Below are 14,755 nucleotides of genomic sequence, written 5' to 3'. Positions count from 1 at the left end.
TTCAGTCCGCCTGGGTGCCAGGAACGGGCGCGGCGTCACGCTCGACACGGAAGGCCGCGTCGAGCCAGTTGGAGCCGATGAAGGTGGTCTGGTCGGCGTTCATCACGTCGAACACCAGCAGGTTGTCCACCCACTCGAAGTTGTCGACCATGTGCGTCTCGGTGCTCACCAGTGCCGGCGACACGGAGTACGAACCCGGGCCGAGCGTGCAGGTGAAATCGAGATGGAACACCACGCGCTCGCCGGGGCGGACGTCCTGCTGCACCTGGCGGGTGTGCCAGGTGTTGCTGCCCCAGATCACGTGCCCCTGCTTGTCGCGCATCATGAAGCCCAGCACGAGACTGGGCAGCTCGGCGCTGACCACCGCCTCCAGCTCCAGACGCAGCTTCTGGCCAACGGTGGCCAGCTTCACTTCCTGTCCGGTATGGGCATCAAGCAGGCGCAACGACGCCACGCGCGCCTGGCCGGAGCCGCTGCGCGTCGTCACCCAGCCGGACGCCTGCCGGCGCTGCTCCACCGACAGCGACTCGTTTTCCTTCTTGGCGATCAGCGCGTTGTAGAAGTCGATGACCTCATCAGGCGAACCGTCCTTCAGCACCTGCCCCTTGTCGAGCAGGATGGCACGATCGCACAGCGCCTTGACGTCGCCCAGGCTGTGCGACACCAGCATGATGGAGGTGCCCTGGTCGCGGAACCGCCGCATGCGGTCGAAACTCTTGTGCTGGAAGTAGCTGTCGCCCACCGACAAGGCTTCGTCGACGATCAGCAGGTCCGGAGTGAACGCGGTGGCCACCGCGAACGCGACACGAACCTGCATGCCGCTGGAGTACGTGCGTACGGGTTGGTCGAAGTAGTCGCCCACTTCGGCGAACGCCTCGATCTCCGGCATGGCCGCTTCGATCTGGTCCTGCGGATAGCCCATCAGGCCCGCCGAATGGAAAGCATTCTGGCGACCGGTCAGGTCGGGGTTGAAGCCCATGCCCAGTTCAAGGATCGCCGCGACGCGGCCGGTACGGGTGACCCGCCCCTCGGTGGGCTGGGCGGTGCCGGTGATGAGCTTGAGCAGCGTGCTCTTGCCCGCACCGTTCTGGCCGATCACACCCACCGCTTCGCCCGGCGCAATGGTGAAGGACACGTTGCGCAGGACCCAGTTTTCCTCGCGCGGCTTGGTCGGCACGCCAAACCAGCGCGCAGCGCGCAGCCATTCGCTCTTCCAGACGCGATACGCCTTGCCGACATTGTCGACCCTCAGTTCACCACTCATAGCGCATCCACCATTTCCGGGCTTGCCCGACGGAACATCACCAACGCGGCGGCGGCCAGGACCAGGGTCGCCACGCACAGCCACAGCAGGTCACCCCAGACGGGCGGTTTGTCGAACAGGAGTACGTTCTGGTAGCTGGTCACCAGCGGCAGCAGCGGATTCAGCCTGAAGATGGCCTGTACGCGCTCGGGAAGAATGGTGATGTGGTAGACGATCGGCGTCAGCCAGAACAACGCCTGCAGCACCACCGGTACCACCTGCCCGATGTCGCGCATGAAGACGTTGAGCACGCCCAGCAACAGGCCCATCGACATGGAGAACGCCAGCGTGAGCAGCATCAACGCGGGCAGCCAGACGACCTCGGCGGTCGGCATGTGGCCCATCACCGCAAACACCGCGAAGATGGCCAACAGCAGCAGCAGATTGTTGACGAGCATGGTGCCGCCGGCGATGAAGGGCAGGCAGATGCGCGGGAACGACATCTTCTTCATCAGGTTGCCGCTGTCCACGAACAGGTTCACCGACTTGCCGATCGTTTCAGAGAACAGGTTCCAGCACAGCGTACCGGCCATCAGATACAGGGCATAACCGTACTTGTCATCGATGCCCGGCAGCTTGGCCGCCAGCACTTCGGACAGGATGGTGGCAAAGATCAGCACCTGCATCAGCGGGTGGATGATCATCCACAGCGCACCCAGGCGGCTGCGGATGAAGCGCAGCCGCAGTTCGTTCTTGATCGAGGAGAAGATGAAGTAGCGATAGCTCCAGAGCGCCTTCAGCATACCCAGCATGCGCGTACCCCTTTCCTGCAGGACCATTGATTCAAAGACATGTCGTTCATACTCGTCGAGGTGTTTCAGGGGGCATGCAGCGCCCCGCTGGCGGCCACGCAGCCGCAGTTGTGGACAACAATGGATGCCGGCACGACTGCGCAGCATGCGGGGACACGGAGATACACAAGGTGACGACCACGGCCGGCTGGATCATGGGCGGGTTCCGGGCAGGGACCGCGGCTCGCGGGAGGATGCCATGGCGGCCTCGATCCGGCTGATCCGCTCCATCAACTGGCGAGCGACCGCATTGGGTGACAGCGCCGCCAGGACGCGCTGACGACCTCGTTCACCCAGTTCACGGGCGCCAGCGGGGTCATCGGCCAGCTGCCGCATCCACTGCGCCGCGTGTCCCGTGTCAGGTGCCGCCCAGCGCTGCCCCTGCGGATGCGGGTACTCCCCCGCCTTCACCGGCACAAGCGCATACCGCACCAGCGCGGCGCAGTCCTCATCCATGAAATCCAGGTTGCCCGACCAGCCGGTGGCGATCACCGGTTTGCCCATGGCCATGCACTCTGCCAGGCCGAGCCCGAAGCCTTCGGCGCGATGCAGCGAGACGTAGGCGTCGCAACAGCGCTGCAGTGCATTGACGTGGGCACGGTCGATGACATCGTCACGGATGATGATCCGCGGGTCGGAGCCAGCCTCCCGCAGCAGTTCGCCAAACGGTTGCGGATGGCGGAAACCATTGCTGGATTTGATCAGCAGGCGCACATCCTGGCGACCATCAGCGAAGGCTTCCTTGAATGCCGCCAGCACCGCGAAAGGATTCTTGCGGGCGACCCAGGAATTGAAATCGAAGGTTGCCAGGAAGGTGAAGCATCCAGCTTCCAGACCGAAATCGGCGCGCTCCAGGCCGCTGTCCGGTTGCGGCCCGAGCGGCATCGGCACCCGCGTCACCGGCTTGCGGGTGGCGCGCAGGAACGCCTGCTCCACGAAGTGGCTCGCCACCATGATCTCGTCCACCTGTTCCATGGCCTGCACCCATTCAGCAGGCACGGTCTCCAGCTCCCAGAACCAGCAGGCAATGAGGTAGCGGCCACGCAGGCGCTCGGCACCGATATGCGCCAGTGCAGGCTGCAGGTAATCCGGGTTGACGAAGATGATGCTGACCGGGTGCGGGGTCTCCTCGCCGATCCATGGCTCCAGGCTGCGGTCGTCCCAGCCGTGCGCAAGGCCGAGGTCGATGTCGTACAGGGCAACATCGACGCCGCAGTCAATCAGGGCGCGCGCATACAGGCGTGCGCTCTCGGCCACGCCAAACTGGCCGCGGATGTAGCCGAGAATGTTCACACCACGGCCTGCAAGCGCTGGATCCACGTGCTCGGCCAGCGGTGCGCGCACGTCCGGGGTCACGTCCCAGCGTGGGCTGCGCGGAAACCGCGCATGCGCGCTGGCCCCAGCGCCCAGCAGGCTTGAGGCCCCATCGCGCCAGCGTTGCGGCAGGTGACGATGCAGCGCGCGGAGCCAGCCCTGGCGGCGGATCCAGGCCGACAGGCCCAGCAGTGCCAAGGCGGCCGTCGATGCCCCCCCGCCCGCGGGGCGCGGGACATTGCGATCAACCATGGGTGGAAAGCGCGCCTTCCAGATCCACCTGCAGATCCCCCAGGTCTTCCACGCCCACGCTCAGGCGCACCAGCGCATCGCTGATGCCCAGCTGTTCGCGGCGTGCCACCGGGATCGAGGCGTGGGTCATCACTGCCGGGTGGTTGACCAGGCTTTCCACGCCGCCCAGCGACTCGGCCAGGGTGAACAGTTCGGTCTTCTCGCAGAAGCGCTTGGCCGCCTCGAAACCGCCCTTGAGCACGATCGAGACGATGCCGCCGTAGCCGGCCATCTGCTTGCCGGCCAGTTCATGCTGCGGGTGCGAAGGCAGGCCCGGGTAGATCACCTTCTCCACCGCCGGGTGCTTGTCCAGCCACTGGGCCAGGGCCAGCGCGTTGGCGCAGTGCGCCTTCATGCGCAGCGGCAGGGTCTTCAGGCCACGCAGGGCCAGGAAGCTGTCGAACGGGCCCTGCACGCCCCCCACCGAGTTCTGCAGGAAGGCCATCTGCTCGGCCAGGTCGGCGTTGTCGCCCACCACCACCATGCCGCCGACCATGTCCGAATGGCCGTTGAGGTACTTGGTGGCCGAATGCAGGACCAGGTCCGCGCCCAGTTCCAGCGGACGCTGCAGCATCGGCGAGGCGAAGGTGTTGTCGACCACCACGATCAGGCCATGGCGCTTGGCGATGGCGGCCACCGCGGCGATGTCCACGATCTTCAGCATCGGGTTGGTCGGGGTCTCGATCCAGACCATCTTCGTGTTGGGCGTGATCGCCGCCTCGAAGGCCGACAGGTCGGTCAGGTCGACGAAGCTGAAATCCAGGCCGGCGGTGCGGCGACGCACACGCTCGAACAGGCGGAAGCTGCCGCCGTAGATGTCGTCCATCGCCACCACGTGGCTGCCGGCGTCCAGCAGCTCGATCACGGTGGAGGTTGCCGCCATGCCCGAGGCGAAGGCGAAGCCACGGGTGCCGCCTTCCAGCGAGGCCACGCAGCGCTCATAGGCGAAGCGGGTCGGGTTGTGCGTGCGCGAGTATTCGAAGCCCTGATGCTCGCCCGGGCTGGACTGCGCATAGGTCGAGGTGGCGTAGATCGGCGGCATCACCGCGCCGGTGCTCGGGTCGGGCGACTGGCCGCCATGGATGGCCAGCGTGGCCAGGGCCAGCGCGCGGTCGGGCGAAGAAGGGTTGGACATGTCGTTTCCTGAATGGCGCCGACGTACGGCGCCGTCAAAGGACCGGGAGTCTATCAGCGCCGCCTTAACAGGCTTTGACGCGAATAAACCGGGATTCAGCGGGAATCGGTAGCGATCTACTGCTTACTGCACGCGACGGCGCAGGTAGTTCAACAGGTCGATACGGGTGATCAGGCCGAGGAAGGTGCCGCCATCCATCACGATGGCCACCTGGCCGCGGTCGAACACCGGCAGCAGGGCCTCGATCGGCGACTTCACGTCCAGGCGGTCCAGCTTGCTGACCATGGCCGTGGCCACCGGATCGCGGAAGCGGGCCTCGTCACCGTAGACATGCAGCAGCACGTCGCTTTCATCGACGATGCCGACCAGCTGGTCGCCGTCCATCACCGGCAGCTGCGACACGTCGTACAGCTTCATGCGCTGGTAGGCGGTGGTCAGCAGGTCGTTCGGGCCGATCACCACGGTGTCGCGCTGGCCGTACGGGCGCAGGATCAGGTCGCGCAGGTCGCCGTGCTGCGGGCGCTCCAGGAAGCCGTTGTCCAGCATCCAGTAGTCGTTGTACATCTTCGACAGGTACTTGTTGCCGGTGTCACACACCAGCACCAGCACCTTCTTCGGCGTGGTCTGTTCCTTGCAGTACTTCAGGGCCGCTGCCAGCAGGGTGCCGGTGGACGAACCACCGAGGATGCCTTCCTTGCCCAGCAGCTCGCGGGCGGTGTGGAAGCTCTCGGCATCGGTGATGGCATACGCCTTCTTGACGCGGCTGAAGTCGGAGATCGACGGCAGGAAGTCCTCGCCGATGCCTTCCACCAGCCAGCTGCCCGACTTGTCGTTCAGGTTGCCGTCGTTGATGTACTCGGCGAGGATCGAGCCGACCGGATCGGCCAGCACCAGCTCGGTCTTCGGCGACAGCGTGGCGAAGGCGCGCGACAGGCCGGTCATGGTGCCGGAGCTGCCGCAGCCGAACACGATGGCGTCGAGGTCACCGCCCATCTGCTCGAGGATTTCCGGGCCGGTGCCGAATTCGTGCGCGGCCGGGTTGTCCGGGTTGCCGAACTGGTTGATGAAGTACGCGCCCGGGGTCTGGTCGGCGATGGTCTTGGCCAGGTCCTGGTAGTACTCCGGGTGGCCCTTGGCCACGTCCGAACGGGTCAGGCGCACTTCGGCGCCCATCGCCTTCAGGTTGAAGATCTTTTCGCGGCTCATCTTGTCGGGCACGACCAGGATCAGCTTGTAGCCCTTCTGCTGCGCCACCAGTGCCAGGCCCAGGCCGGTATTGCCGGCAGTGCCTTCGACCAGGGTCGCGCCGGGCTTGAGGTCGCCGCGCTGTTCCGCTGCTTCGATCATCGACAGACCGATGCGGTCCTTGATCGATCCGCCCGGGTTGGCGTTCTCGAGCTTCAGGTAGAGCTCGCAGACACCGGTATCCAGGCGCTGGGCCTTGACGATGGGGGTCTGGCCGATGAGTTCGAGGACGGAGGAATGGATGGGCATTCGGAAACTTCGCTTCGCGCCACGCTGGGCCGGACAGACGATTATCCGCCGGATGGCTGCGAAAGTCAGGAGCCGCTGGCGTGGCCCCCCAACCGGGGGCCCCCCCCCGGGGGGGGGGGGCCCCCCCCCCCCCCCCCCCCCCCACCCCCCCGGCCGGGGGGGGGGGCCCCCCCCCGGGGGGCCACCCACCAGGGTGCGGTCGGCCCCAACAGGGCTCGGTCGGCACCTGCCAGGGCAATGAGCGCCCGGCTGGCGGCCCAAGGGGATGCGGACGGCCCCGGATCGACGAGGAGACCAGTACCGCCCGCATCGGTGGACTGAAGGAATGTACGGGTGCAGGCCGTTGCCTGCGAGCCAAGGCACCACCGCCTGTGGTGCCTTGGCGCGGCCGCCGTTGCCGGCAACCGCGGGGCCATCGTTGGCCGGGTCACGCCGTTCCCGGCGCGACCAGAGCGTCAGTGCGTGGGGGACGTCGTTGCGAGCGGTGTTTCGTACATACGCAGAAGGCGTTGCTTGGCCAGCAGCTTCTCGCGCTTCATGCGACCCAGGGTGACATCATCGATCGGGAGTACACCCAACTCCGCGTCCATGCACTTCTTGTTCAACTTGCGGTGCTGGTCATGGAGTGCCCGGAACTCCGGATCACGCGCGCGACGGGCGTCGATCTCGCTCTGGGGCTGATCTTCAAACATGATGGACCTCCTTCGACAGATACACGAACGCCCCGGCCGCAAGGCACGGGGCGTTGTTCATGGAGGAGCGCCGGTCGATTGCCACATGGGTGCCCACAACGACCTGCGACACTGGCCTGCGCACGTCGGTCTGCTGCGGTTCGCGCCCTGCTTTCATCGGCCCGGCCCTCCCATCGTCCGGTCCGCGGCATTGCGTCCCGGACGATTGACCCTACGCCTGCTCCGGGCCGGGTACAAGACCCCCGCGACAAAAAGACCGAACCCCGCCGGGGCGGGGTTCAGGCTGAATGCTCAATGCAACGAAAAACAAACGAATTCAAGCAATTACGGGGCGACGATGACCTCGGCCGAGCGGGCCTTGGTGGACGCTGCCTTCTTGCCGCTGACCTGGATCCGGCTGTTGGCGACACCGGCTGAGACCAGCGCATCACGCAGGGCTTCGGCACGCTTCTGGCCGACGCCATTGGCGCTGTCATAGGCCTCGATGCGGACCCGGCCCTTCTTGCCGATGTTCAGGTACTCGGCCAGGGCCTTGGCCTGGTTCTTCGCACCGCCGGACAGGCTGGCCGCACCGGCACCGAAGGCATCGCCACCGAGGGTGAAGACCTCGCCGCGGGCGTCGAACTTCGACCCCGGCAGCTTCTGCCCGGACACCAGCTCGGCTTCCTCGCGGGCCAGCTTGGCGGCGTTCTGCTGGGCCGAGCTGAGGCGCTGCTGCTGCTTGCCGGCCACGCTGGTCAGGGCGTTCTCGGCATCCTGGCGGGCCAGGGTCTCGGCTTCGGCGGCCTGGCGCAGGCGCTCGGCCTCCTCGGCCTGCATCTGGGCCTGCATGCGCAGCTGCTCGGCTTCCTGGCGGGCGCGGGCCGCATCGCGGCGGCTGGCTTCGATCAGCAGGTCGCTGCGGGTGCGGTCCAGGCGGTCGACCTCGCGGGCGGCCAGGGCGGCGCGCACACTGGTTTCGGCAATCTCGACCCGGCGCTCGGCCAGGTAGGTGGCCAGTTCCTGGTCGCGGCGCTTGGCCTTGTCCAGGGTGGCGATGGCCTGCTGGGCCTGCATGCGCTCGAAGGCGGCCAGCTCAGCGGTGTCGGGATTGGCCTGGATGTTCATCAGGCGCTGGCTCAGCTGGCCAACCATCGGGTTGTCGGCGGCGACAGCCAGGGCCGGCAAGGCCAGCGCGGTGGCCAGGGCCAGGGCGGAGATCGACTTCATCGGCGGTCCTCCCCGGTCGACAGCTGGCGCTGCAGCTGGTTGACCTCGTTGCGGCGCAGCTGCAGCTGGGCCGTGGCGGTGGCTTCCTCGCTGCGGGCACGGGCCAGGTCGGCATCGGCAGCGGCGCGCAGGGCCAGTGCCGGGGCGTTCTTGCGCTCGCGGCGGTCGCCGGCGGCGCGCTGGGCCTGCTCCAGGCCCTGGCGGGCCAGGCTGATCAGGTCCGGGGCGTACTGGTCGGCGTCGGCCTGGGTGGCCTTGTCCACCGCCTGCCGGGCCTGGGCCAGTTCCTGTGCGCCATCCTGCGCCCAGACGGGAGCAGAGAGTGCGAATGCAAACGCCATCACATACAGGCTGTGGCGCATTCGTGCGAAGCTAAGTCGTTTCATTGGGGAGGCCGTACCGGTTGTCGGTTCACGGCCATTGTCGTCAAGCCGACACCGTGCTTGCAACGGGCGCCGGCAGTTTCGTTGGGGAAAACTCGCAATGGATATCGGCTACTTCCTGAAGCTGATGACCGAAAAGAACGCTTCGGACATGTTCTTGACCACCGGTGCGCCGGTCTACATCAAGATCGAGGGCAAGCTGTACCCGCTCGGCAACACCGGGCTGCCGCCGGGCATGGTCAAGAAAATCGCCTATTCGCTGATGGACGAGGGCCAGGTGCCCCAGTTCGAGCGCGAGCTGGAACTCAACATGGCCATCGCCCTGGCCGATGCCGGGCGCTTCCGTGTCAATGTGTTCAAGCAGCGGGGCGAGGTCGGCATGGTCATCCGCGCCATCCGCAGCCGGATTCCGAGCATCGAAGAGCTCAACCTGCCGCAGGTGTTGAAGGACGTCATCATGACCCCGCGTGGGCTGGTGCTGGTGGTGGGGTCCACCGGCTCGGGCAAGTCCACTTCGCTGGCGTCGATGATCGACCACCGCAACAGTACGACCACCGGGCACATCCTCACCATCGAGGACCCGATCGAGTACCTGCACAAGCACAAGATGTCGATCGTCAACCAGCGTGAGGTCGGCCTGGACACCCATGCCTTCCACAACGCGTTGAAGAACGCGATGCGTGAAGCGCCGGACGTGATCCTGATCGGCGAGATCCTGGATGCCGAGACGATGGAGGCGGCCATCGCCTTCGCCGAGACCGGCCACCTGTGCCTGGCCACCCTGCACTCCAACAACGCCGACCAGACCATCGAGCGCATCCTCAACTTCTTCCCGGAAAGCGCGCACAAGAACGTGCTGATGAACCTGGCGCTGAACCTGCGCGCGGTGGTCAGCCAGCGCCTGGTGAAGAACAAGGAGGGCCGTCGCCTGCCGGCCACCGAGGTGCTGATCAACACCCCGATGATCCGCGACCTGCTGCGCCGCGGCCAGGTGCACGAGATCAAGGCGGCGATGGAATCCTCGCTGGAGGAAGGCATGGAGAGCTTCGACCAGTGCCTGTTCCGCCTGGCCAAGAACGGGGTGATCGAGCAGGAGGAAGCGCTGCGCGCAGCCGACTCACGCGACGGCCTGGCCCTGAAGTTCCGCCTGTCCGAGGGTGGCAGCGGCGAGCATGACCCGTACGCAGATTTCTCCTCGCCCACCCAGACCAGCATCACCCACGGCTTCTGAGCCGCACGGACGCGGGGGGGGGGGGGGGGGGGGGCGGGGGCCCCCCCCCCGCGGGGGGGGGGGGCCCGGGGCGGCGGGGGGGCCCCCCGAGCGGGGGCCGCCGCCCGGGGGGGGGGGGGGGGCCCCCCCCGGGCGGAATCCTGAAGGATTAAGGGGCGGTCTCATCCAATGAGACCGCCTGTCCGTAGGTTTCCTCAATGGAAACCATCCGCAAGCTGGCCATCCTCGCCGACGCCGCCAAGTACGACGCCTCCTGCGCCTCCAGCGGCGCGGGCAAGCGCGACTCGCGCGCCAGCGGCGGCATCGGCAGCACCGAAGGCATGGGCATCTGCCACAGCTACACGCCGGACGGCCGCTGCGTGTCCCTGCTGAAGATCCTGCTGACCAATTTCTGCGTCTACGACTGCGCCTACTGCGTGAACCGCGTGTCCAGCAACGTGCCGCGGGCGCGCTTCAGCGTGGACGAGGTGGTGGCACTGACCCTGGACTTCTACAAGCGCAACTACATCGAGGGCCTGTTCCTTTCCAGCGGCATCATCCGCAATGCCGACTACACCATGGAACAGATGGTGGAAGTGGCGCGGCAGCTGCGCGAGGAGCACCGTTACGCCGGCTACATCCACCTCAAGACCATTCCCGAGGCCTCGCCCGAGCTGTTGGCCAGCGCCGGGCGCTACGCCGACCGCCTGTCAATCAACGTGGAGCTGCCGACCGAGGCCGGGCTGAACGCGCTGGCACCGGAAAAGACCGTGCACTCGATCCGCGGCGCCATGGGCGAGCTGCGCTGGCGCATCGACGAGGCCAAGGAGGCGCGCAAGGCGCCGGCCGTGGTCGCGCCAACGGCCACCCGCAGCGCGCGCCCTCGCCCGCCGCGCTTCGCCCCGGCCGGGCAGAGCACGCAGATGATCGTCGGCGCCGACGGGGCCAACGACCAGCAGATCCTGGCCAGTGCCGACGCGCTGTACGGCAACTACCGCATGCGCCGGGTGTATTACTCGGCCTTCAGCCCCATTCCCGATGCCAGCCGCCAGCTGCCACTGCAGCCGCCCCCGCTGCAGCGCGAGCATCGCCTGTACCAGGCCGACTGGCTGCTGCGCTTCTACGGTTACGGCGTGGAGGAAATCACCGATACCACCCAGGACGGCATGCTGGACCTGGACATCGACCCGAAGATGGCCTGGGCGATCCGCCACCCCGAGCGTTTCCCGGTGGATCTGAATCGCGCGCCGAAGGAGCTGCTGCTGCGCGTGCCCGGGCTCGGCGTGCGCAATGTGAAGCGGGTGCTGATGGCGCGCCGGCACGGTCGCCTGCGGGTGGCCGACGTGGCCCGGTTGAAGGCCCCGATGAGCAAGCTGCTGCCGTTCGTGCTGCTGGCCGACCACCACCCGCGCAAGGCGCTGGATGATCCGGCGGCGTTGCGCGCACAGCTGGCGCCGCCGCCACGACAGGGCTCGCTGTTTGATGCACCGCCCGCCGCCTGACGCACAGCGCTGGTCGCTGCGGGTGGACCCGCCGTGGTCGCTGGACGCCTGGCGCGATGCCGCGCGCGAGGCGCTGCTGCGCGGCGTGGCACCGGCGCAGCTGGACTGGCTGGAAGGCGGCGAGGCCTCGCTGCTGGACGCGCCATCGGTGCAGGGGGCTCCCCTGCCCGCCGACGCCAGCGCGCCCAGCGTGCCGCGCGATTTCATGGAGCTGGCGGCGACCTGCCTGTGCCATCGCGAGCCGCAGCGCCTGGCCCTGCTATACCGGCTGCTGTGGCGCATCGCCCACGGCGAGCGCCGCGTGCTCTCCAACCCGGCCGATGCCGACGTGCTGCGGGCAATGGCGCTGGCCCAGGCGGTGCGCCGCGATACCCACAAGATGAAGGCCTTCGTGCGCTTCCGCGAAGTACCCGGGCAGACCGATGCCTTCATTGCGTGGTTCGAGCCGGACCACCACATCGTCGAGCGCGTCGCGCCGTTCTTCGCGCGCCGCTTCGCCGGCATGCGCTGGGCCATCCTCACCCCTGGCCGCAGCGTGTACTGGGATGGCCAGGCCCTGGCCTTCGGGCCCGGTGCCCGTCGCGAAGATGCACCGGCCGAGGATGCGCGCGAATCGCTGTGGCAGACCTACTACGCCAGCATCTTCAACCCGGCCCGCTTGAATACCCGGATGATGCTGCAGGAGATGCCGGCGCGGTACTGGCGCCACCTGCCCGAAGCGCAGCTGCTGCCGGGGCTGGTGCGCGACGCTGCCGACCGCGTGCAGGAAATGCACGACCGCCCCGCGCAGGCTCCGCAGCGGAAGATTCCGCAGCGACCGGCGGTGCTGCCATCACCGGGATCAAGCGCGGACAGCCTCGATGCGCTGCGTGCCCAGGCCGCCGGCTGCCGGCAGTGCCCGCTGTGGGAGCCGGCCACCCAGGTGGTGTTCGGCCAGGGCCCGGCCGATGCACGGGTGATGGTGATCGGCGAGCAGCCCGGCGATACCGAGGATCTCTGTGGCCGCCCCTTCGCGGGTCCAGCAGGCCAGTTGCTGGACCGCGCCCTGGCCGAACTCGGCATCGACCGCGCCACGCTGTACCTGACCAATGCGGTGAAGCACTTCCACCACGAGCGGCGCGGCAAGGTGCGCCTGCACAAGCGCCCCGAGAGCCGCCATGTGCGGGCCTGCCAGCCGTGGCTGCTGGGCGAGATCGCAAGGGTGCGGCCGCAGGTGATCGTCTGCCTGGGCGCGACCGCTGCCGCCTCGGTGTTCGGCGCGGGCTTTCAGCTGTCACGCGACCGCGGACGCTGGCACACGCTGGAAGACGGTACCCGTGGCTACGCCACCGTGCACCCGGCGTGGGTGCTGCGACAGAGCGATGACGCGCGACGCGAGGACGCCTACCGGCTGTTCCGCGATGACCTGCGCCGTTTGCAGGCGGACGACGTGGAATCCGCCGGTCATCGTCCGGCGCTACCACCGGACGATGACCGGTAGCGCCGGGCCATGCCCGGCGAGCGAAGCGGCGTGTCAGGCGGCGTCGGGCTGGTTTTCCGGGCGGGCGCGGTCGAAGGCGTCCAACGCCTGGCAGGCTGCTTCGATGCGGCGCAGGGTCGGGTATGGCGTCAGGTCCAGGCCGAAACGGTGCGCGTTGTACAACTGCGGCAGCAGGCAGATGTCGGCCAGGCCAGGGCGGTCGCCGTGGCAGAACACGCCGGTATCCGCGCTGCCCGCAAGCATCGCTTCCATCGCCGCGAAGCCGTCGGCCATCCAGTGCAGGGTCCACTGCGTGCGCGCGTCGGCCGGTGCTTCCAGGCGGCGTTCGAGGTACTGCATCACCCGCAGGTTGTTGATCGGATGGATGTCGCAGGCCACCAGCTGGGCCAGTGACCGCACCCGCGCGCGGCCGACCGCATCGGCCGGCAGCAGCGGCACCTGCGGGTAGCGCTCATCGAGATACTCGAGGATCGCCAGCGACTGGGTGAACGCATGCCCGTCATGCAGCAGGGTGGGCACCAGCTGCTGCGGGTTGAGCGCGGCATAGGCGTCGGCATGCTGCTCGCCACCGTCGCGCACCAGGTGCACCGGCCGGCCCTCCCAGGCCAGGCCCTTCAGCTCAAGGCCGATGCGCACGCGGTAGGCGGCGCTGGATCGCCAGTAGGTGTACAGCACGAGGCCGGCGTCGACCGGGCCGTCGTCAACCAGGATGTCCATCGCCGCCTCCGTGCTCAGGGCTTGGCCGCCTGCTCGATGCGCTGTTCGATCGCACCGAAGATGCTGTGACCCTCGGCGTCGAGCATCTCGATGCGCACCACGTCGCCGAAGGACATGAACGGCGTGCTCGGCTTGCCGTCGCGCAGGGTTTCCACCACGCGCTGTTCGGCGAAGCAGGAGGCGCCCTTGCTGGTGTCCTCGTTGGCGATGGTGCCGGAGCCGACGATGGTGCCGGCACCCAGCGGACGGGTCTTGGCTGCATGCGCGACCAACTGGGCGAAGTTGAACTGCATGTCCACGCCGGCTTCCGGCGCACCGAACCACTTCCCGTTGATGTGGGTCAGCAGCGGCAGGTGCACCTTGCTGTCCTGCCAGGCGGTGCCCAGCTCATCGGGGGTGACGAACACCGGCGACAGCGCCGAGCGCGGCTTGGACTGCAGGAACCCGAAGCCCTTGGCCAGCTCGCCCGGGATCAGGTTGCGCAGCGAGACATCGTTGACCAGGCCGACCAGCTGGATGTGGCCAGCGGCCTGTTCGGCGGTGGCCGCCATCGGCACGTCGTCGGTGATGACCACGATCTCGGCTTCCAGGTCGATGCCGTACTCCTCGCTGACCACCTTGACCGCGTCGCGCGGGCCATGGAAGCCGGCGCTGGTGGCCTGGTACATCAGCGGGTCGGTGTAGAAGCTTTCCGGCACCTCGGCGCCACGGGCGCGGCGCACGCGCTCGACGTGCGGGAGGTAGGCGCTGCCATCGACGAATTCATAGGCGCGCGGCATCGGCGCGGCCAGGGCCTGCGGGTCAAGGTCGAACACGCCGTCGGCGTCGCCGGCATTCAGCGATTCGTACAGGGCGTTCAGGCGCGGGGCGATGTGGCTCCAGTCTTCCAGGGCCTGCTGCAAGGTGGCGGCAATGCCGGTGGCGCGGACGCCGAGGCGCAGGTCACGCGAGACGACGATCAGGGTGCCGTCGCGGCCGCCTTCCTTCAAAGAACCAAGCTTCATGGGTGGGTGTCCGGAGTCGTGGGCAAACAAGTTTCAAGTGTAATCAAATGCGCGGGTTAGCCAAGCTGCAGCGCGGCATCCGCTCCACCCTACCGTAGTGGGGGGTTCGGCAGGGCTTGCAGCCCTGCACCTGCTGGTAGTGCCGGCCGCTGGCCGGCAACCTGAAGATCAAGAGCCGAAGCGGCATTCCGTGGGATGGCGGGGCACTGTGGGTTTGCGGGGACGCCGTA

13 protein-coding genes are annotated in these 14,755 nt (G+C 67.7%); 3 read left to right on the top strand and 10 right to left on the bottom strand.

Annotated features, from left to right (window positions below; genetic code table 11):
- Position 1 precedes the first annotated feature (1 nt).
- From IAE56_RS05415 to IAE56_RS05380, 8 genes are all read right to left on the bottom strand, one after another.
- Positions 2–1,264 (bottom strand): ABC transporter ATP-binding protein, encoded by a 1,263-nt coding sequence (locus IAE56_RS05415; RefSeq protein ID WP_200751767.1) that lies wholly within the window; start codon positions 1,262–1,264, stop codon positions 2–4.
- Positions 1,261–2,055 (bottom strand): ABC transporter permease, encoded by a 795-nt coding sequence (locus IAE56_RS05410; protein ID WP_200751766.1) that lies wholly within the window; start codon positions 2,053–2,055, stop codon positions 1,261–1,263. The genes IAE56_RS05415 and IAE56_RS05410 overlap by 4 nt, the downstream gene beginning before the upstream one ends.
- A gap of 192 nt (positions 2,056–2,247) precedes the next feature.
- Positions 2,248–3,606: a glycosyltransferase family 4 protein gene (locus IAE56_RS05405; RefSeq protein WP_234455905.1), complete on the bottom strand. Its 1,359-nt coding sequence runs from the start codon at positions 3,604–3,606 to the stop codon at positions 2,248–2,250.
- Between the two features lie 46 nt (positions 3,607–3,652).
- Positions 3,653–4,834 carry a cystathionine gamma-synthase gene (locus IAE56_RS05400; protein ID WP_200751764.1) on the bottom strand — a complete coding sequence of 394 codons (1,182 nt, stop codon included), beginning with the start codon at positions 4,832–4,834 and terminating at the stop codon, positions 3,653–3,655.
- 123 nt (positions 4,835–4,957) lie between these two features.
- A complete protein-coding gene (locus IAE56_RS05395; protein ID WP_108767639.1) occupies positions 4,958–6,328 on the bottom strand; it encodes a pyridoxal-phosphate dependent enzyme in 1,371 nt (456 codons plus the stop codon).
- A gap of 455 nt (positions 6,329–6,783) precedes the next feature.
- Complete coding sequence (locus IAE56_RS05390; RefSeq protein ID WP_079220527.1) at positions 6,784–7,020, bottom strand: YdcH family protein; 237 nt, start codon at positions 7,018–7,020, stop codon at positions 6,784–6,786.
- A gap of 324 nt (positions 7,021–7,344) precedes the next feature.
- Positions 7,345–8,229, bottom strand: coding sequence for a hypothetical protein (locus tag IAE56_RS05385; protein ID WP_200751763.1), 885 nt, complete (start codon positions 8,227–8,229; stop codon positions 7,345–7,347).
- Positions 8,226–8,591, bottom strand: coding sequence for a DUF4398 domain-containing protein (locus IAE56_RS05380; protein WP_108767637.1), 366 nt, complete (start codon positions 8,589–8,591; stop codon positions 8,226–8,228). The genes IAE56_RS05385 and IAE56_RS05380 overlap by 4 nt, the downstream gene beginning before the upstream one ends.
- A gap of 121 nt (positions 8,592–8,712) precedes the next feature.
- On the opposite strand from IAE56_RS05380, the gene IAE56_RS05375 reads away from it, so the two are divergent.
- The 3 genes from IAE56_RS05375 (at position 8,713) to IAE56_RS05365 (ending at position 12,804) form a co-directional block, all read left to right on the top strand.
- Entirely contained in the window at positions 8,713–9,843 is a 1,131-nt protein-coding gene (locus IAE56_RS05375; RefSeq protein ID WP_200751762.1) for a PilT/PilU family type 4a pilus ATPase, read from the top strand.
- A 197-nt stretch (positions 9,844–10,040) separates the two neighbouring features.
- The gene (locus IAE56_RS05370; protein ID WP_200751761.1) at positions 10,041–11,324 is read left to right on the top strand and encodes a putative DNA modification/repair radical SAM protein; all 1,284 of its coding nucleotides are present in this window, start codon (positions 10,041–10,043) and stop codon (positions 11,322–11,324) included.
- On the top strand, positions 11,305–12,804 hold the full coding sequence (locus IAE56_RS05365) for a UdgX family uracil-DNA binding protein (RefSeq protein WP_200751760.1): 1,500 nt from the start codon (positions 11,305–11,307) through the stop codon (positions 12,802–12,804). Before IAE56_RS05370 ends, IAE56_RS05365 begins: the two co-directional genes overlap by 20 nt.
- Positions 12,805–12,837: 33 nt before the next feature.
- On the opposite strand, the gene maiA is transcribed toward IAE56_RS05365, so the two are convergent.
- The gene (gene maiA / locus IAE56_RS05360) at positions 12,838–13,521 is read right to left on the bottom strand and encodes a maleylacetoacetate isomerase (protein WP_200751759.1); all 684 of its coding nucleotides are present in this window, start codon (positions 13,519–13,521) and stop codon (positions 12,838–12,840) included.
- A 14-nt stretch (positions 13,522–13,535) separates the two neighbouring features.
- Entirely contained in the window at positions 13,536–14,525 is a 990-nt protein-coding gene (locus tag IAE56_RS05355) for a fumarylacetoacetate hydrolase family protein (RefSeq protein WP_200751758.1), read from the bottom strand.
- Between the last annotated feature and the right edge of the window lie 230 nt (positions 14,526–14,755).

The organism is Stenotrophomonas sp. S41 (assembly GCF_016624625.1).
Taxonomy (GTDB): domain Bacteria; phylum Pseudomonadota; class Gammaproteobacteria; order Xanthomonadales; family Xanthomonadaceae; genus Stenotrophomonas.
This window is presented reverse-complemented; position numbering and strand designations above follow the sequence as displayed.

Coding starts and splice junctions, on each gene's coding strand:
- IAE56_RS05385 (WP_200751763.1), bottom strand. CDS start 8,229: ATGAAGTCGATCTCCGCCCTGGCCCTGGCCACCGCGCTGGCCTTGCCG.
- IAE56_RS05365 (WP_200751760.1), top strand. CDS start 11,305: ATGCACCGCCCGCCGCCTGACGCACAGCGCTGGTCGCTGCGGGTGGAC.
- IAE56_RS05410 (WP_200751766.1), bottom strand. CDS start 2,055: ATGCTGGGTATGCTGAAGGCGCTCTGGAGCTATCGCTACTTCATCTTC.
- IAE56_RS05380 (WP_108767637.1), bottom strand. CDS start 8,591: ATGCGCCACAGCCTGTATGTGATGGCGTTTGCATTCGCACTCTCTGCT.
- maiA (WP_200751759.1), bottom strand. CDS start 13,521: ATGGACATCCTGGTTGACGACGGCCCGGTCGACGCCGGCCTCGTGCTG.
- IAE56_RS05375 (WP_200751762.1), top strand. CDS start 8,713: ATGGATATCGGCTACTTCCTGAAGCTGATGACCGAAAAGAACGCTTCG.
- IAE56_RS05395 (WP_108767639.1), bottom strand. CDS start 6,328: ATGCCCATCCATTCCTCCGTCCTCGAACTCATCGGCCAGACCCCCATC.
- IAE56_RS05415 (WP_200751767.1), bottom strand. CDS start 1,264: ATGAGTGGTGAACTGAGGGTCGACAATGTCGGCAAGGCGTATCGCGTC.
- IAE56_RS05400 (WP_200751764.1), bottom strand. CDS start 4,834: ATGTCCAACCCTTCTTCGCCCGACCGCGCGCTGGCCCTGGCCACGCTG.
- IAE56_RS05355 (WP_200751758.1), bottom strand. CDS start 14,525: ATGAAGCTTGGTTCTTTGAAGGAAGGCGGCCGCGACGGCACCCTGATC.
- IAE56_RS05390 (WP_079220527.1), bottom strand. CDS start 7,020: ATGTTTGAAGATCAGCCCCAGAGCGAGATCGACGCCCGTCGCGCGCGT.
- IAE56_RS05370 (WP_200751761.1), top strand. CDS start 10,041: ATGGAAACCATCCGCAAGCTGGCCATCCTCGCCGACGCCGCCAAGTAC.